The sequence below is a fragment of the Microbacterium sp. AG157 genome, from assembly GCF_003385695.1.
Classification (GTDB): domain Bacteria; phylum Actinomycetota; class Actinomycetes; order Actinomycetales; family Microbacteriaceae; genus Microbacterium; species Microbacterium testaceum.
This window is the reverse complement of record NZ_QRDK01000002.1, coordinates 391,260-409,437: the sequence shown is the minus strand read 5'-3', so window position 1 is coordinate 409,437 and position 18,178 is coordinate 391,260. Positions and strand designations below refer to the sequence as shown.

Below are 18,178 nucleotides of genomic sequence, written 5' to 3'. Positions count from 1 at the left end.
CCGTTGATCGTGCCGCGGCCATGCCGGGGGAGGACGTTCTTCTCGGCGGAGAATCACCGGTCGACCCGAAGGGCCGGTGCGAATCCGCGAGACAGGGGACCCCTCGTGAGCGAACAGCTCTCCGCGCGATCAAGCGCGCAGGCGCGCGTCGTCTTCGACACGTTCCGATCCACCGACGACCCGATGCTGGCGTCGTGGCTCTCTTTCCGGGCCCGCATCCTGCCCGCGGAAACCGGTCAGGGCGTCGTCGCCCCCCGCGCGAGCGGGCCGGTCGCACGCGGCGGCATGTACGGCGTGTGGAGACTGCTCGCCACGAACAACCGCGAGCTCGGTCGGGGGACGTGGCTGTACCCCGCCCCGGACGACGCCTGGGCCGATGCCGAGGTGTTGAGCGCCCGGGCGGGCGAGCTGTCGCCGACCACCGTGCGCGGCGACGTGCCCACCCGGCACGCCTGGGCCCTCCGACTCGGCGGTCTGCCCGTGCTCATCAGCTCCCGCTGGTACGAGTCGCCGGGTGAGGCCGCCGCAGCGGCGCGCGCGGCGCGTGATCACCTGGGTCGCGCCCATATCGCTCGTGTCGTGAACATCGGCACGCGTTCCGGGCGCCGTTACCGTCAGGTGCGCGAAGAAGTCCCCCTCCTTGGCTGAGCGACCGATGGCGACACCCGCGTCGGCGGCCGGGACGGCGTGCCCGTGACCGATCCGCAGCTTCCTGATCTGATCGGCGGGCGATTCCGGATCCGATCTCTGCTGGGCTCGGGCGCCACCGCCTCGGTGTACGAGGCTCTCGATACGGTCGAGGGCGGAGTGGTCGCCGTGAAGGTCCTGCACCCCCATCTCGACGTGACGCCCACGGTGCGAGCCGCCTTCTTCCGCGAGGCGTCGATCGCCCGGTCGATCTCGCACCCGTCCGTGGCCCGGGTCGTCGCGATGGGCGACGACGGCGGTCTCCGAGTGTGGACGGCCTGGATGTTCGCCCCGGGCGTCACCCTCGCCGAGCTCGTCCGCACGCGGGGGCCGCTGCCTCCGGCGGCGGCTCTCGCCGTCGTCGACCGCGTTCTGGGTGCCCTCGAGGCGGTCCACGCGGCGGGCTACGTCCACCGTGACGTGTCGGCATCCAATGTGCTCGTCCAACGCGAGGCCGGCGGCGACGTCACCGCCGTCACTCTCATCGATCTCGGTGTGGCGGACAGGCCGGGCCGATCCGCACGGGCCGGAGACGTCCTGCTGAGCGGCGTGACAGCCGCGGCCGAGGGGATCGTCGGTAACCCCGCGTACGCCTCTCCGGAGCACCTCCGCGGAGACGCGGTGGGAGTCGCGGGCGACATCTACCAGGTCGGGGCTCTTCTGTACCTGGCCCTCGTCGGGGAACCGCCGTTCGTGCGAGCGAGCATCGACGAGACGGTCCGGGCACACCTGATGGCCCTTCCCCCCACCGTTTCCGTCCGCGCACGCGGCGTTCCCGTCGAGCTCGATCGATTCGTCGTCCGAGCGCTGATGAAGGAGCCCGGCGATCGCTTCGCCTCGGCGCCGGCGATGCGATCGGCCCTCTCCGCCGCGGCCCTCTCCTCCCCGCGCGGCGTCGCGGCTTCGATGGCCGTCGCACCGTCCGGGGTGCCGGCGCCGGCCACCCGACTTCTCCCGTCCCCGGTGGCCCGGTCTGCGGCCGAGACTGTCGGCCCGCGCTCCGGGGCGTCGTCCCTGATGTGGATCCTGCTCTCGACCGCCGCCGTGCTCGTGGGCATCCTGGTCTTCGCCCTCGTCCCTCGCGCGGCCCCGGTCGAAGCGCAGGAGCGGCCGCACGCCTCCTCTACCGCCGCCGCCTCGCCCTCCGTCTCATCGGCGTCGCCCTCACCCCCTGCCGCTCGAGCTGCCGAGACTCCGGGCCCGCGGAGTGTCACCGTTCCCACGGTGGTGGGCCGGCAGGAGGAAGACGCCCGCGCCCTCCTCGCGGCCGCCGGTCTCCGCGTCGCAGAGAAGACGGGTTCGTCGGATGGAACGGATGCCGTGGGCACGGTGACGGCGACGGATCCCGCGCCGGGCGAGGTCTCGGCATCCGGTGATCCGATCACACTGGTCGTGGCGAGCGGCTTCAACACGGTGCCCGACGTGCGAGGCGCGACGGCGGATCGCGCTCAGTACTCGGTGGCGTCCGCGGGCTTCGCGATCGTCCTGCGGCACGCGACCTCGAGCATCGTGCCCGCGGGTGGCGTCATCGATGTCGACCCCGCGGCCGGCTCCCGATCGCCGCTCGGGACGCCGGTGACCCTGACACTGTCGACGGGAGCCGCCACCCCGACACCGCTGCCGTCGCCGACCGGGACGACGCGCGCCCCGACCTCGACACCGACTCCGGAGCCGTCGTCATGAAGCGCTCGTGGCCCGCTCACGTCTCGGCCAAGGCTCCTTCCCCGGAACGTGGTCGGTTGTTCATGTTCGGCCCCCACGCTGTCGAGGATCCGGCTGGAACCCGCCGCCGGTCCGTGTTCTCAGGAAGCCCGATGAGACCATCTCTGCGCGCCGTCGTGTGCGCGCCCCGGAGCGTGACGCGATGACCGCCGTCGGCCCGGACGCGCTCACCGAGCTCCTGCGCCCCGCTGAAGCACCGTCTGCCGAGGAGAAGCAGCCGGTCGCGCCCCGCGAGCTGCGCGCGCGGCCCTCACGCGGAGATGCCGTCTTCCGCGCCACGTCCTACGCCGCGGGCGGAATCACCGTCGCGATCATGCTGGCGGTCGGATTGTTCCTCACCCTCCGCAGCGGCGAAGCGCTGAGCGTCGCGGGCCCGTCGTTCTTCTGGACGCAGGAGTGGAACCCGGAGGCCGGGGATTTCGGCATCGTCGCCGTGCTGTTCGGCACCGTCTCGATCGCACTGGTGGCGATGGCGTTCTCTGTTCCCCTCGCCGTGGGGACGGCGCTGCTCATCTCGGAGGTCGCTCCTCCCCGCCTCCGGTCGGCCCTGGTCACACTGGTCGATCTCATGGCCGCGGTGCCGAGCGTGGTCTACGGGCTCTGGGGGGTGTTCTTCCTCCAGGCGGCGGTCATCCCCGTCGCCCAGTGGATTTCCTACTACTTCGCGTGGGTTCCCGTCCTCGCCGTGACCGATCCCGATGGTGCACGCATCACCTCGGCGGGGGCGTTCACCTCCTCGGCCTTCATCGCCGGCATCGTCGTGGCGCTGATGGTGGCACCGACCCAGACCTCGGTGATGCGCGAGGCCTTCTCGCAGGCGCCGATCGGAGAACGCGAGGGGGCGCTGGCCCTCGGATCGACCCGATGGGGCATGATCCGCACCGTCGTTCTGCCGTTCGGTCGGGGTGGAATCATCGGCGGGACGATGCTCGGGTTGGGCAGGGCGCTGGGGGAGACGATCGCCGTCTACATGATCATCTCGCCGATCTTCACGATCAACGTCGAGGTCCTCAGCAAGGGGTCGAACTCCATCTCCGCGCTCATCGCCCTCCGCTACGGCGAATCGAGTCAGTTCGGTCTGTCGGCCCTGATGGCGGCCGGGCTGACGCTGTTCGTCATCACCCTCGTCATCAACTTCACCGCGTCCTCCGTCGTGGCCCGATCGCGCTCCGGCGCCCAGAGCGAGGGATGACATGACCCCGGATGCCACCCTGGCTCCGCCACCGGTCGGAGACGACGTCACGCGCCTCGTCGAGGTACCCGGAACGCTCCCCGCCCCCCGTCGCGGACGGACCGAGCTGCCCGACCCGGGCGCCGAGGCTCCGGGGCCGCGCCGGCGCGTGCGCGGCATCCCGGCCGAGCAGCGTTTCGACCTGATCGGCGCGGTCTGCGCCTCCCTCGCGGTGGCGACCCTGCTGTTCGGCTGGCTCACGCCGATGACCGGGGTGATCGGGTGGGCTGTGGTGGCCTACGCGTCGTTCTTGGCGATCTACGCGTTGCTCATCGTTCTGCGCTCCGACCGGCTCGATGTGGTCGACCGCGTCATGACCGCCCTGCTCTACAGTGCCGGTGGCCTGTTGCTGGCCGCTTTGGTGTTCGTGGTCGTCTTCACGCTGCTGCGTGGTTTCGACGCGGTCACCCACCTCACCTTCTTCATCGAGACGATGAAATTCGCGGGTCCGCTCGACCCGCTCGACACGGGCGGCATCGCCCATGCCATCGTCGGCACCCTGATCCAGATCTCGATCGCCCTGGCCATCGCCGTACCGCTGGGCATTGCGACCGCGGTCTTCATGAACGAGATCGGCGGGCGGTTCGCCCGCTTCGTCCGGACCATCTCGGATGCCATGACCGCGCTGCCCTCGATCGTCGCCGGCCTCTTCATCTACGCCGCCGTCATCACCCTGGTGACCCAGGAGCGCTCGGGGTTCGCGGCGTCGCTCGCGATTACCGTGATGATGCTGCCGATCATCATCCGCGCCTCCGACGTCGTCCTCCGGCTCGTGCCGGGGAACCTGCGCGAGGCGTCCTATGCGCTCGGCGCATCGCGATGGCGGACGGTGTGGACGGTCGTGCTGCCGACGTCCCGTTCGGGGCTCGCGACCGCGGTGATCCTGGGCACGGCACGCGGTGTCGGCGAGACCTCGCCGGTCCTTCTGACCTCGGGTGTGACGGCCGTCATGAACACGAACCCCTTCCACGGGCCGATGATCTCGCTGCCGCTCCAGGTGTTCGACATGGTCAAATCTCCCGAGCCGTCGATGATCGCCCGAGGATTCGGGGCGGCCGCGACCCTCATCGCGCTCGTGCTCGTCCTGTTCATCGTCGCTCGCGCCATCGGCGGAAAAGGCGCGGGTCAGTTGAGCCCGCGCCGACGCCGCGCCCGCGCCGCGGCGTCACGGGGCGATCTCGCACGTATCGAGCGTCGCGCCGCTCTGTCGGCGGCCGCCGCGAGTGCTGTCCTCGTTCCCGCGACCTTGACGGCCAGCGAAGCGCTCGCCGCCGAGCGGGTCGCCGCCGACACTTCCCACCCCTCCGAGGAGACTCCGTGATCCCCCGCCGCTTCCGACTCGCCGCGACCGCCCTCGTCGCCGCCCTCGTCGCGGGGGTGGTCGGCGCCGGTGGCGTCACCCCCGCGGCCACCGCCGCGGACGCTGCCTACGCCGACATCTCCGGCTCCGGGTCGACCTGGTCGCAGAACGCCCTCGACCAGTGGCGGCGAAACGTGCAGTCCAACTACACGATGACCGTCAACTACCGGGGCCTCGGCTCCACGGCCGGTCGCACCGACTTCATCAACCGCAGCGTCGATTTCGCCATCAGCGAGATCCCGTTCCAGCTGCAGCCGACCGAGAAGGGGGCGCAGCCCGAGAAGCCTCCCGTCGGGGGCTACGCGTACATGCCCATCGTCGCCGGCGGCACCTCGTTCATGTACAACCTGAAGATCGGCGGCAAGCAGGTGACGAACCTGCGCCTCGCGGGGGCCACCGTGACGAAGATCTTCGCGGGCAAGATCACCAACTGGAACGATCCCGCCATCCAGGCCGACAACCCGGGGCTCGCGATGCCCGACCGCCCCATCCAGCGCATCGCGCGTTCCGACGGATCGGGTTCGACCGCGCAGTTCACGATGTGGATGTCGAAGCAGCACCCCGATATCTGGACGACGGGGATGACGTCGCAGTTCCCCGACGACGTGGGGGCCACCCTGCAGAACGGTTCGCTCGGCGTCTCCGCCTATGTGGGACAGAACTACGGCGAGGGTGCCATCACCTACGTCGAGTACTCGTACGCACTGAAGTCCGGGTTCCCGGTGGCGAAGGTGCTCAATGCCGCCGGCTATTACATCGAACCGACCGCCTCTTCGGTGGCGGTCGCGATGCTCAAGGCGCAGATCAACACCAACGCCTCGTCAGCCGACTACCTGACCCAGATCCTCGATGGGGTCTACAACAACGGCGACCCTCGCACGTACCCGCTCTCGAGCTACTCGTACATGATCGTGCCGACCCAGGAGGGCGGGACGTTCAACGCCGACAAGGGGCGCACGCTGGGTGCCTTCGCCAAATACGTCCTCTGCGAGGGGCAGCAGCAGGCGGAGCAGCTGGGCTATTCGCCGCTCCCGATGAACCTCGTTCAAGCGGGTGCCGAGCAGATCAAGCGGATTCCCGGCGCCCAAGGCTCGACCGTCGACATCAACGCGTGCAACAACCCGACCTTCCAGCCGGGGGACTCCCTGGACAACAACCGCCTGGCGCAGACCGCCCCGCAACCGGCCGACTGCGACAAGCAGGGGCCCAGCCAGTGCGTGACCGGGACGGCGGGTGCCGCCGGCACGAGCACCGACGTCACCGGGTCCGGTGACGGGGGAGCCGCTGCCGGCGCCGCGACCACGGGCACCGCAGCCGCGGGGGCGACCGCCGCGACCGACCCGGCCGCCGCATCCACGGCCGCGGAGGCGGTCTACGACGCCAACGGCAACCTCCTGTCCGGTGCCGCCGGGGGTGGGCGGGCAGCGGCATCCGCTCCCTTCTCGATCCCCGATCCGGTGCCGGGAGCCCCCGCGGTGATGATGGCTGCCGCGGCCGTGCTGCTGGTCGCCGCCATCGGTGTGCCGCCTCTGCTGCTGCGTCGCTCCCGTCGCCCCAACGGCCGCTGACGCGCCACTCGCCTCGCGTCCGACGCGGTCGGACGCGGCTTCGGCGTGCCCGAATTCCGCTTCGACCGGGTCTTTCGCAGAAACGTCTCTCCGCAACGCGAGCGCGAGCCCTCGTTGTGAGCTTGTTCATCCGTCCGTCATAACCCGCCCATAACTTCGACCCGTCGACAGGCCCTGTCGATGAAGAATCAGGGGAATCCCGTGCGCTTGTCAGCACCCCACCACCGCCTCCGCCGAGTTCTCGCCTCGGTCGTCGCCGGCGTGGTCGTGTCCGGAGTGGTCTTCGCCGCGATGTCCGGCGGAGCTCTCGCGGCTCCTTCCGCCTCGGCCGCCGACGGCGCCGACCTCGGCGCGGCGACGGTCTCGGCCGCGTCCTACGACCCGGATGCCGCGAATGCGCCGTTCCCCGACCTCGAAGTGTCGGTGTCTCAGACGCGCGGGCTCGGCGCCCAGGGCATCGAGGTGTCGTGGAAGAACGCCGCGCGCTCGACCCCGCCGAGTCAGCAGACCGGTGGCGAGAACTTCCTGCAGATCATGCAGTGCTGGGGCGACGACCCCGACGACCCCGGTCGCCCCGATCGCACGACGTGCCAGTACGGCGCGAGCGGCACCTTCGGCGGCGGGAGAGTGGGCTCGCCGGACTGGGAGTATTCGATCCCGAAGCAGGACCTGCCCTACACCGTCCTGGGCAAGGGCGTCAGCGAGCCCAGCGAGACGGCGATTCCCTTCCGCTCATCCACTCTGCGCAACGGCGAGCACGAGATGGTCCAGCGCATCGCCGACGGAAAATACGTCGACGGTGACCGCGTCGACGTGAACCAGAACCCCTTCTTCTCGCAGTACACCTCGAACGAGGTCTCCTGGGCTGGCTCCGGGTCCAACGGCACCGGCAGCGCGAAGTTCGAGGTGCAGACGGCCGTGCAGTCCCGCGGTCTCGGCTGCGGGCGTCGGATCGAAGCGACCGGCGGAACCGCGCGCGGACAGTCGTGCTGGCTCGTGATCATCCCGCGGGGCACGCACGACAACGGCTCGCCGTCCATCACGCAGCCCGGACTGTTCTGGGACAGCTGGAAGCACCATGTCGCCGTGCGCCTCGATTTCCGCCCGCTCGGCAGCAGTTGCGCCATCGGTGCCGCCGAACGACAGGTCGTCGGCAGCGAGCTGCTCGCCTCGGCCATCTCGTCGTGGCAGCCGTCGCTGTGCGCGAACGGCGGCGACATCTACAACATGATCACCAGTAACGAGGCCGATGCCGTGGCAGCGGCCAACGCCGCCACGACCTCCGCACCCCTCGCCCTGACCTCGCGCCCCTACGCCGGCGAATCCGCCGACGACCTCATCTACGCGCCGGTGGGCCTCTCCGCCATCACGATCGCCTTCGCCATCGACCGGTTCCCGAACCCCGGGAGCACCGACGAGGTCGCACGGAGCAGGGCCGGCCTCCCGTTCACCTCGATGAAGCTCACTCCGCGGTTGATCGCGAAGCTCCTGACCTCCTCGTACATCGACGCCCTTCCCACCGAGACCGATCGTCGGCACCTGGGGAGCAACCCTCGCAATCTGCTGTTCGATCCGGATTTCCTCGCCATCAACGATGCGGAGTGGAAGGAGCAGGCCATCGCCGGCGTCGGCGTCTCCGACATGCTGGTGACGCAGGGGCGATCCGATGTCGCGCACACCCTGTGGAGCTACGTGCTGGCGGACCCCGAGGCCCGGGCCTTCCTCGACGGCGAGGCCGACCCCTGGGGGACGCGCGTCAACAAGTACAGCTCCACCAACCCCCAGGTGAACCCCAACGGTGCTCTCTCATTGCCCACGGACACGTTCCCCAAGGCCGACCCGACGAAGCGCGAGGCCGTCAAGGGCGGCGCGGGCGAACTCAACGTGATCGGATGGCGACCTTTCACGAACGACCTCGATACATCCGGTTACCTCACGCTTCGCGGCGACGCGCAGGTCGCCGGGTCATGGGATCCGCTGGCCAACCCGCCTCGCTACGTCAAGACGCCCCGCAGTCTCCAGGGCACTCAAGCTGTCATCGGCCTCACGGACAGCGCGGCCTCCGAGAAGTATCAGATCGTCTCGGCCGAGCTGAAGAACCCGGCAGGGGCCTTCGTGGGGCTCTCCAACGACGCGATGAGCGCCGCCGCCGCGGCGATGACCTCTACGACGGCGCAGACGCAGACCGTCGGCTTCGACTTCACCTCCGACGCGGCCCGCTCCGCCACCGCCGCCTACCCGCTCACCCTGCCCATCTATGCCGCGACCAACCCGTACATGACGGATGCCAAGGCTCGCACCAGCTACGCCGCATTCATCCGCTACGCGGCCGGTTACGGTCAGCAGCCCGGCGTCGATCTCGGTCAGCTCCCGGTGGGGTACGCGCCGATCTCCGATGCGTGGCACCAGCAGGCCGTCGTCGCCGCGAACGTGATCCAGTCCGGTCTCATCCGTTCCACCGCTCCGTCGCCGACGAAGGCCCCCGCGGCCGCTGCCCCCCTCGCCTCGGGGACCATGCCCGGCGCCTCGGGGAGCGTCGCTGCAGCGCCGGCTGCCGCGGCAGCGGGTTCCGCGGCGTCGGGCGACCCCGTGGCATCCGGAGCCGTCGCCGGTGCCCTCGCCGGGGCTCAGACCCCCGTGGATCCGGGTGTGGGCGGGCTGCCGGCGGTCTTGCCGGCCAGCCTGCTCGCGGGCGTGCTCGCCGCCGGCGTCGTGTTCCTCATCCCTCGTCTTCCGCGTCGCCTCGGCTGACGCGAGCCGCTCTTCCCTTCCGCGCATCACCAGAAATCACACCATCCACCTTTTCCAGATTGGTATCTCGTGAAGATCAAGAAGATCGCCGCCATCGGCGCGGCAGTCGGCCTTCTGCTGGCGGGAGCGGGCTTCGCCTCGACCGCTTCGGCCGAGCCGGTGTCGAACAGCTACGTCGCTGTCGGCTCCGACACCCTCCAGGACGCGATGAACGCGCTCACCAACGGCACCAGTGCCTCCGGCTCCTACGTCCGTGTGCTCGCCGACGGCAAGTCGATCGGCAACTTCGACGCCTTCGGCTCGGCGGCCATCCAGGCCAAGTCGAACGGCCCCTTCTTCGCCCGTCCGAACGGCTCGGGCGCCGGCCGCGACGCCCTGCGTCGCTCGATCGACGGCGCGAACTGGTCGATCAACGGCAACATCACCCCGGCGCGCAGCATCGCCGGTCAGGTCGACATCGCCCGCAGCTCGGGCGGGCCCGGCACCAACGCCAACGCCGACGGCCGTCTGCTGTACGTCCCCTTCGCTCGCGATGCGGTCGCCTACGCATACAAGGGCGGCACCGCGGCATGGGCCACGCTGACCCCCGCGCAGCTGAAGGGCATCTACGAGGGGACCATCACCTCCATCGACGGCGTCACGATCAAGCCCCGCCTTCCCCAGACGTCCTCGGGCACGCGCGGCTTCTTCCTCAACGCCCTCGGTGTGACCACCCCCTCGGGTGTGGCAGACGCCTCGAACACCACGGTGCCCGAGAACGACGCCACCGTGCTCGGTGACGGCGAGATCATCCCGTTCTCGGCTGCCAGCTGGATCGCCCAGGCCAACAACGTGGCGGGGGTCAACACCGTCGCCGTCGCCTCGACCGTGCAGCTGGGCTCGCCCGTCGCCGGTGCCAGCGCTTTCACGGGCACGGCTCCCTCCCTCGTCCCCAACGCGAGCTACTACTCCAACACCACCTTCGGACGTGACACCTACCTGATCGTCGAGCGCGCTCGCGTGCAGTCGACGTTCACCTACACCGGCTCGCCCGCGTACGACGCGGTCCTGGCGAACCTCGTCAACTCCTCCTCGCTGACCAGCCTGACCAACTTCGGCAACTCGCCGCTGGCTCCCGGCTCGGTGAAGCGCAAGTTCGGCTTCCTCGCCCCCTCCTCGACCACCCCCCTCTCGGCGTACGCCCAGGGCTGATCGAGACCACGGAAAGGTACACAGAGATGTTCCGCTCTACGACCCTGAAGGCCGCGGCTGCCGCGGCTCTCGCCCTCCTGCTGGTCGGCACAGGCGTCTCGGCGGCGCAGGCCGCCAACACCCCGGCCGGTTCCACCGAGCCGTTCTACATCTTCGACGCCACCACCGAGAACCTGGTCAAGAACGGCGAGGCCATCGCTTTCGACCAGCTCGTCGCGGGCTACCCCGTCGGCGAGGGCTTCTCGAACTACGACAAGATGTTCACCGGCCCGGCCGCGGCAACCGGTGTCTCGGTGTTCGTCTCGCCCCGCGGCGGCGAGCGCGACACCTCAAAGTGGCTCGGCAGCCAGATGAACGCCTTCAACGACACCACGAAGAAGACGGTCCTCACCCCGGCGCTTTTGCTCAACAATCTCGCCGGCGCCAATTACGCCTCGGTCAAGGCCAACGGTGGGGACTTCTCCGCCGGCCTCGCCTTCACCTCCAGCAACGGCGTGACCGTCGAGGACGCCTCGTTCGTCTACATCACGGTCAAGCCGGGCGGCTCGTGGAGCTACACCGCGACGGTACCCGCCACCGGCGGAAACACCGGCGGCGGTTCGGCGGCCACGACGGGTGACATCGGTCTCGAGGCGACCACCGTCGCGCCTCAGGACGGCGCTCTGTCGCTGTCGGTTCCCGCGGGTGCCACAGCCACCTTCGGTCAGGCGCAGTTGATCAACAACAAGTCGACCTCGACGGCGACGCTTCCCGAGGTCACCGTGACCGACGAGCGCGTCGTCAGCAAGAAGGGTTGGACACTGACGCAGACCGTCGGCGCCTTCACGAGCGACTCGGCCACCTTTACCGCCGCCAACCTCGGCGTCGCACCCAAGGTGAACGCGGCGGGGACCACGGCGACCGGGGTGACCGCCGCGGCCGCGCAGACCGCGGGCTCGGCCGTCTACCCGGCGACGTTCGCCGGTGCGGCCGCCGGCTCGGGTACGGGTGTGACCAAGCTCAGTGCCGACCTGACGCTGGTTGCGCCGTCCGACGCTCCGGCCGGCACCTACACCTCGAAGATGACGCTCACGCTCGTCTCGAAGTGACCACGCGAGGGGCGGCGCCGTGGCGCCGCCTCTCGTCCGTCCCCCGAGAACCCGTGCGGCGTTCAGACGTCGTTCAGGTCGCGGATCGACCGCGGCCAGCCCCTTCTGCGGAGATGTATCGTGCTTTCCAACCTCGCTCCCGCCCGCCCGAACGCGTGGGGGATCCGATCGGCCGCTCTGGCCCTGATCGCCGCCGCCGCGGTCTCGCTGGGCCTGTCGTCTGCGGGCTCCGCGCGCGCCGACGACGCGTCGGCGCCGAACGACACCATCGGCATCTCTGCGGCGCCCCAATCGGCGGACGCCGCCTCGCCCCGCTCGCGGTTCAGCTACCAGATGGGCCCCGGCCAGGAGCTCGACGACGTCTACGTCGTGACGAACGTGGGATCGACGCCGCAGTCGTTCACGGTGTTCGCGACCGACGCGTTCAACACGGACGAGGGCGGCTACGGCCTGCTCGAAACCGGTGTCGCCCCGACCGATGCGGGTGCATGGGTCGCCTTCTCCGGGCAGCCGTCCGTCGCCGTTCAGCTCGAGCCGGGAGCATCGACCGAGGTCCCGTTCCGTGTCGCCGTGCCCGCCGACGCCCGCCCCGGCGACCACGCCGCGGGATTGGCGGTCTCCGCGCTGTCGAACGATGGCCAGGTTCTCGTGGACCGTCGCGTCGGCACCCGTCTCTACGTGCGCGTCCCCGGTGATCTGCAGCCCCTCCTGTCCATCGATGGCATGTCCGCCTCGTACACGCCGAGCCTGAACCCGCTCGATGGCGAGACGACCGTCACCTTCACCGTGCGAAACGCCGGCAACGTGGCTCTGGCGGGCCGCCTGAAGGCCGAGGTCCGTGGACTTTTCGGCATCGGCGTCTCGGGCGAGGTCGGCGCGGAGGTCGACGAGATGCTGCCGGGCAGCACCCGCACCGTCACGACCACCGTTTCGGGGGTCGGCCAGTGGATCTACCTTTCGCCCACGGTGACGTTGTATCCGTCCGTCGATCAGCAGGCGCTCAACCCCGGGCCCCTGCGCAGCGTCTCTCGCGACGCGGTGCTCTTCGTCGTGCCGTGGGCCCTTCTCGCCGTGCTGATCATCGGTCTGCTCGTGTGGGGCAGGCTGCGCCTGCGTCGCCGTATCGACGATCGTCGCGCCCGGGCCTGGGTGGAGTACACCGAGGCCGAGGCCCGTCGAAAGGCCGAGCTCGAGCGCGAGGTCGTCGGGGCCGGAACCTCGGGAGCGACACGGTGACGTGGTCTCGGCGCGACCGGATGCCACGCCTGCTCGCCGCGGTACTGCTCTGCGCTGCTGCCGTGTCGGCGCCCGTCGCCGCCCACGCCTCCGCACCCGCGTCGGCGAGCAGCGGAGCGGTCACGTGCCCGACCGCGGCACCCTCTCCCGCCCCGACCGGTGCCCTCGACATGTCGGCGACGGTGATCGGCCCGCCGAGCTCTGAGTCCTCGCCGTGTCTGCCCGGAGCGACCGGATCCTCGCGGAGCGGGGCGACCTCGTCGACGCAGGGCTCGGGGTCACGGTCGGCGAGTTCCGGCGTGTCCACCGCACCGTCCAGCGTGTCCACCGTGCAGGCGGTGACCCCCTCGCCCTCGCCGGCTGCCGGTGCCGTGGATCTCGGTGGCGTCGTCCACGTCGGCGGTCTCGTCAGCGAGGTCCGCCTGACGCCCAACCCGTTCGAGGGATCGACCCTGCTGTCGTTCACCGTGCGCAACGTCTCGACGACCACGTTCGACGCGACGGCGGACTTCTGGATGGAGGGCCCCTTCGGCAACCGCCTCGCGCAGACGGACGCCGTGCAGCTCCCGCAGCTGAAGGCGGGGGAGTCCCGCGTGGTCTCGGCCGACCTCTCGGGTGCCGGGCAATGGGGACTCGTGACCGCGCACGCCACGTTCCGCCCGCCCGCCGAGGTCGGCGGAACGACGCTCAGCCCGCTCACCCGCGACACGACCGTTCTCGTCTTCCCGTGGCTGGTGGCCCTGTTGTTGCTCGCTGCGGCCGGAGCGGTGATCGTGGTGCAGATCGTCCTCCGCCTCCGCCTTCGCCGCTCCGCGACAGAGGTCGAGCTCGGTGCCGGTGCCCCCGCATGAGCGTGATCGACGACCCCGCCGCAGCAACCGGACTCGGGAACGGGGCGGTCGCCGAGCCGCCTCGGGAACCGCGGCAGCGATTGCTCACCCGTCCTCCGCGTCCTCCCCGACCTCCTCGTCGGCCGCCTGCGCCCCCGCGTGCGACGAGCGAGATGACAGGGGCCGAGGCTTTGGCGCGCAGCATCGTCGCGACGCTGCTGCTGCTCCTGCTGATGTTCGTGCTGAACGTGACCGTGTTCAGTCATCTGCAGCACCTCGCATCCCAGCAACGGCTCGAGGACGATCTGCGCGCGCAGCTCGCGGCGGGGACGGCCCCGGTCAGCGAGGGGACGTTCGAAGACGTCCTGCTCGCAGACGGTGCCCCGGTCGCGATCATGGACATCCCGCGGTTGAAGTTCCACGAGGTGGTCGTCGAGGGCACGGCATCCGCTCAGACCGCGCAGGGAGTGGGACACCGTCGCGACACGGTGTTGCCGGGCCAGGTCGGCGTCAGCGTGCTGATGGCGCGCGCCGCAGCGTTCGGCGGGCCGTTCTCGGCGATCTCCTCGCTCGATCCGGGCGATGAGATCACCGTGCGCACCGGTCAGGGACTCCAGCGCTTCGAGGTCATCGGCCTGAGGTACGCGGGAGACCCGACGCCGCCGAACCTCACCCGGGGAGAGAGCCGCCTGATCCTGCAGACGGCGCGCGGCGTGCCCTACGTGCCCACCGGCATCGTCTACGTCGATGCCCGATTGGTCTCCGAGACCCAACCCGCGGGTGCGCGCCTGACGACGACGGGCACTCTCGGTCCTGCGGAGAAGGCGATGGCGACCGACGCGCGCACGGTCTGGGCTCTCATCTTCGCCCTGCAGTTCCTCCTGGCGGTCGAGGTCGCGGCCGTGTGGTCGTTCCGTCGCTTCGGTGCGCAGAAGACCTGGATCGTCTTCGTCCCCGTCGCCGCCCTCGCCGGCTTCTTCGTCGCCGACCAGCTCACGCGGCTGCTTCCCAACCTGCTCTGATCACCGAGGACCACCCGACATGTCCGATGACATCACCGCCGTTCTTACTCCCGCCGGCGACCCCCACGGCCCGAACGGTCGCCGATCGCGCCGAGACCCCTCGCCGGCGGAACTCGTGTCCGCGCCCGCCGGCGCCGCGCCCGCGCTCTCGGTGAGCCTCCCGGCGTTCGCCCCGCCCCGAGCCGGAGGCGCGGCCGACGTGCACCTGCCGGTCACCCCCATCCCCGACCTCGCTGTGGACCTCCCTTCGCCGCTCGCGACGCTCGACGCACGGGGGATCACCGCCTGGTTCGGCGACCACCAGGTGCTCGACCGCGTCTCGCTGACGATGCCCGCGGGCGAGGTCACCGCTCTCATCGGTCCCTCCGGATGCGGCAAATCGACATTCCTGCGCATCCTCAATCGCATGCACGAGCTCGTCCCCTCCGCATCACTGGCGGGAGAGGTCCTCCTGGACGGCGTCGACATCTACGACACCGGGCGACGCTTGACCGAGGCTCGACGCGACATCGGCATGGTCTTTCAGAAGCCGAACCCGTTCCCGGCCATGTCGATCTACGACAACGTCGTCGCGGGGCTCAAGCTCACCGGCATCCGGGCCTCCCGCGACGAGAAGGACCAGCTCGTCGAGCGCTCCCTGACCTCGGCGGGCCTGTGGAAAGAGGTCAAGGACCGCCTGCGCCAGCCCGGTGGCGGCCTGTCCGGTGGTCAACAGCAGCGTCTGTGCATCGCGCGCTCGCTGGCGGTCAAACCCAAGGTCCTGCTCATGGACGAGCCGTGTTCGGCGCTGGATCCGACGTCGACCCGCGTGATCGAAGAGACGATAGGCGAACTGCAGAAAGAGGTGACGATCGTGATCGTCACGCACAACATGCAGCAGGCGCAGCGCGTTTCGCAGCAATGCGCCTTCTTCCTCGCGTCCCAGGGGCAGCCCGGACACATCGTCGAGCACGGCGACACGGCGGAGATGTTCGACGCGCCGATCGACCCCCGCACCTACGACTACGTCAACGGCCGGTTCGGATAGGCCGCGGCGCATGGCCCTCTCCGACCAGCAGACCGCCCTGCTACCGCCTCGACTCCAGCCGGGACCTCCCGACCCGGGACAACCTCGACCGGGGGTGCTGTTCGCGGTACTCGCCGTTGTCCTCGTCGCCCTCGCGGTGACCGCTCTCGCAACGGCGGAGGCGATTTCCCGAGCCGAGAGCCAGAGGACGATCGCCTCGATGGTCAGGGCCGCGCTGGAGCTCCCCGATAGTCAGCGGATCGACGTCGACATCGAGGGCTTCGCGCTCCTCCAACAGCCCTTCGGCCGATTCGACGGCGCCCACGCCACGGTTCGTAGCTTCCCGACCGGCCCGGCCACTTCCGATCTGACCTTCGACATGGAGGGACTTCGAGGCGGCGACGGCGACTGGACGCTGGACGGCCTCTCCGGAGCACTCACTCTCACCGCCGCGCAGGCCACGGCGCTGTTCGTGCCCGCCGAAGCCCGCGGCGCGGTGCGCGTCGGCTTCTCGGGCGATGACGTGGTCTTCGACGTTTCGCTGCCGGGCGGGATGGGCACGCAGACAGGGAGCGTCGCGATGACTCCGCGCTTCGAGAAAGGGCGCGTGAGTGCCGGGGTCTCGAGCGTCACGGCCGGGGGAAAGGTCCTGTCCGTCGAGGAGGTGACAGCGCTGACCGGTGGCGATCTCGCCGCGCTCCAGGTCGAGCCGCTCTGCTTCGCAGAGCTTCTTCCGCGTGCCCTTCACGTGAGCGACGTCGCCGTCAGCGAACAGCGTTTCCGGGTGGAGCTCGGTGTCGACCTCGCCACGTTCGACACCGCGGCAGGAAGCGAACCCGGCTCCTGTCCTTGAGAACCCGGGATGCCACGGCCCGGTGCCCGCGCGACGCGGGGGCCGTGGCATCCCGGCGCCTTTCGTTGACTACCGTCGCACGCGCGCTCGTACCCGGGTGACGCTCGACAGGGTCGCCCGCACGGGCTGACCCAGGTAGATGCCGAGTGAGGCGCCCACCGCCAGGGCGATGCCGATCGTCGCCGCCCCGGCGAGGGTGGTGACCCCGGTCATGAGCACCGCCGGGTCTTCGCCCGACTCGACGATCCCGAGCAGGCCTCGGAACACCGCGGCACCCGGAACGAGGGGGAGGATCGCCGCCGTCGTGATCGCGACCGAGGGCACGTGCAGCCGGTAGGCGACGACGATGCCCGCGAAGCTGCCGACGAAGGCGCCCACGCCGCTCGCGGCGGCGACCTCGAAGCCCAGGCCCGAGGCCGCGACGTACCCCGCCCAGGCAACGAGGCTGAGGGCGGCGCTGACGAGGACGATGCGCGCGCCGGCACCGTTGAAGACGGCGACGGCGATGGCGATGACGGCGGCTCCGACGAACTGTACGCTCACCGGTCCGAGCGGCAGAGCGTTCGACGGCGCTGACATGCCCATCCCGAGAACGCGCACCGTCTCGAGCCCCGCGAGGATCCCCAGCACCACACCGAGGGTCTGCGTGGTGAGTTCGAGGATGCGTCCCGTCGCCGTCAGCGCGAAGCCGTCGATGGCATCCTGTGCCGCGCCCACCACGGTGAGACCCGCGAGCATCAGGACGATTCCGGATGCCACGATCACCGACGGTCGGATCGCCGCTGCCGCATCGAGGCCGGTGTAGCGCAGCAGCGGCGACAGCGCCGCGAAGACGGTGAGGACGAAACCGCCGGCGATCTGCGCGAAGAAGTACGGCACGCGGGCCCGCGCCAGGATGTACTGCGTCGTGGCGGCCAGGGCCGCGGCGATGAACGACAGCACGAGGGCCAGCCAGTTCGCCCCGAACATGATCGCCACACCCGCGGCGAGCGATGCCTGAGAGGCGATGACGATCGCGGGGCGATAGCGGAAGGGGAGGCGACGGATGGCACGGCACCGCGAGATCGCGTCGTCGAGACCCAGACCGCCGGCGATCTCCTGCACGAGAGCCTGAAGGCGCTGCAGCTTCGCATGGTCGGGGACCGAGCCGCGCACCACGCGGAGGAGAGTGGTGGGATGGCTGGCTCCCGGGCGGCTGTGCGCGATCGTGATGGAGTTGTAGGTCACGTCGACGTGTACGGGGTCGAGTCCGTACGCCCCGCACACCCGCACGATCGTGAGGGTCACCTCGTTGGCCGGGGCTCCGACGACGAGCATGGTCTCGCCGATGCGGATCGCGAGGTCGAGGATGCGCGTCGACAAGGCTTCGTCGATGACGGGGAGCAGCGTCGTATCGGGCGACGAGACATCGTCGACCTGGACGAGACGACGCAGGGACGACAGCAGTCGGCGCGGGGTGGGGGACAACCGCGGGCCTCCAGAAAGGCGGGGGAGAGGGAGCGTTCGATCCTACCGACGGGGCCTGCGGTTTCGCCGGGCGTCGGCCCATGACGGGGGCGGTATGCGACCGCCTCTAGGATGATCCTCGGGCGCGGCACGAGCGCCCCGTCGTGGCATCCCGACGCACGACCTC

14 protein-coding genes are annotated in these 18,178 nt (G+C 70.2%); 13 read left to right on the top strand and 1 reads right to left on the bottom strand.

Features of this window, described 5'->3' with window-relative positions:
* The first annotated feature begins 105 nt into the window (after positions 1-105).
* From DEU35_RS07740 to DEU35_RS07680, 13 genes are all read left to right on the top strand, one after another.
* Complete coding sequence (locus DEU35_RS07740) at positions 106-648, top strand: hypothetical protein (protein ID WP_116239141.1); 543 nt, start codon at positions 106-108, stop codon at positions 646-648.
* 45 nt (positions 649-693) lie between these two features.
* Positions 694-2,370, top strand: a complete 1,677-nt coding sequence (locus DEU35_RS07735) for a serine/threonine protein kinase (RefSeq protein WP_181904610.1) — start codon at positions 694-696, stop codon at positions 2,368-2,370.
* Positions 2,371-2,551: 181 nt separating this feature from the next.
* The gene (gene pstC, locus DEU35_RS07730; protein ID WP_103206435.1) at positions 2,552-3,601 is read left to right on the top strand and encodes a phosphate ABC transporter permease subunit PstC; all 1,050 of its coding nucleotides are present in this window, start codon (positions 2,552-2,554) and stop codon (positions 3,599-3,601) included.
* 1 nt (position 3,602) lies between these two features.
* A complete protein-coding gene (gene pstA, locus DEU35_RS07725) occupies positions 3,603-4,961 on the top strand; it encodes a phosphate ABC transporter permease PstA (RefSeq protein WP_116239139.1) in 1,359 nt (452 codons plus the stop codon).
* Positions 4,958-6,568 (top strand): phosphate ABC transporter substrate-binding protein PstS, encoded by a 1,611-nt coding sequence (gene pstS, locus DEU35_RS07720; RefSeq protein WP_258873408.1) that lies wholly within the window; start codon positions 4,958-4,960, stop codon positions 6,566-6,568. The genes pstA and pstS overlap by 4 nt, the downstream gene beginning before the upstream one ends.
* A gap of 201 nt (positions 6,569-6,769) precedes the next feature.
* The gene (locus DEU35_RS07715; RefSeq protein WP_147301851.1) at positions 6,770-9,319 is read left to right on the top strand and encodes a hypothetical protein; all 2,550 of its coding nucleotides are present in this window, start codon (positions 6,770-6,772) and stop codon (positions 9,317-9,319) included.
* Positions 9,320-9,388: 69 nt separating this feature from the next.
* Entirely contained in the window at positions 9,389-10,510 is a 1,122-nt protein-coding gene (locus DEU35_RS07710; RefSeq protein WP_103206095.1) for a substrate-binding domain-containing protein, read from the top strand.
* A 26-nt stretch (positions 10,511-10,536) separates the two neighbouring features.
* The gene (locus DEU35_RS17305; protein ID WP_141376177.1) at positions 10,537-11,598 is read left to right on the top strand and encodes a hypothetical protein; all 1,062 of its coding nucleotides are present in this window, start codon (positions 10,537-10,539) and stop codon (positions 11,596-11,598) included.
* A gap of 120 nt (positions 11,599-11,718) precedes the next feature.
* A complete protein-coding gene (locus DEU35_RS07700) occupies positions 11,719-12,834 on the top strand; it encodes a hypothetical protein (protein ID WP_116239137.1) in 1,116 nt (371 codons plus the stop codon).
* Positions 12,835-13,133: 299 nt separating this feature from the next.
* Entirely contained in the window at positions 13,134-13,685 is a 552-nt protein-coding gene (locus DEU35_RS07695) for a hypothetical protein (protein WP_147301850.1), read from the top strand.
* A 152-nt stretch (positions 13,686-13,837) separates the two neighbouring features.
* A complete protein-coding gene (locus DEU35_RS07690; RefSeq protein WP_170210622.1) occupies positions 13,838-14,686 on the top strand; it encodes a sortase domain-bontaining protein in 849 nt (282 codons plus the stop codon).
* Positions 14,687-14,921: 235 nt separating this feature from the next.
* Positions 14,922-15,713: a phosphate ABC transporter ATP-binding protein gene (locus DEU35_RS07685; RefSeq protein ID WP_220340848.1), complete on the top strand. Its 792-nt coding sequence runs from the start codon at positions 14,922-14,924 to the stop codon at positions 15,711-15,713.
* 10 nt (positions 15,714-15,723) lie between these two features.
* Complete coding sequence (locus DEU35_RS07680; protein WP_141376166.1) at positions 15,724-16,545, top strand: hypothetical protein; 822 nt, start codon at positions 15,724-15,726, stop codon at positions 16,543-16,545.
* 69 nt (positions 16,546-16,614) lie between these two features.
* Here the strand turns inward: DEU35_RS07680 and DEU35_RS07675 are convergent, their stop codons facing one another.
* Complete coding sequence (locus DEU35_RS07675; RefSeq protein ID WP_103206101.1) at positions 16,615-18,012, bottom strand: threonine/serine exporter ThrE family protein; 1,398 nt, start codon at positions 18,010-18,012, stop codon at positions 16,615-16,617.
* Between the last annotated feature and the right edge of the window lie 166 nt (positions 18,013-18,178).

Bases quoted from the DNA above. Each gene is read 5' to 3' on its own strand.
- pstC (WP_103206435.1), top strand. From the start codon at position 2,552: ATGACCGCCGTCGGCCCGGACGCGCTCACCGAGCTCCTGCGCCCCGCT.
- pstA (WP_116239139.1), top strand. From the start codon at position 3,603: ATGACCCCGGATGCCACCCTGGCTCCGCCACCGGTCGGAGACGACGTC.
- DEU35_RS17305 (WP_141376177.1), top strand. From the start codon at position 10,537: ATGTTCCGCTCTACGACCCTGAAGGCCGCGGCTGCCGCGGCTCTCGCC.
- DEU35_RS07690 (WP_170210622.1), top strand. From the start codon at position 13,838: ATGACAGGGGCCGAGGCTTTGGCGCGCAGCATCGTCGCGACGCTGCTG.
- DEU35_RS07680 (WP_141376166.1), top strand. From the start codon at position 15,724: ATGGCCCTCTCCGACCAGCAGACCGCCCTGCTACCGCCTCGACTCCAG.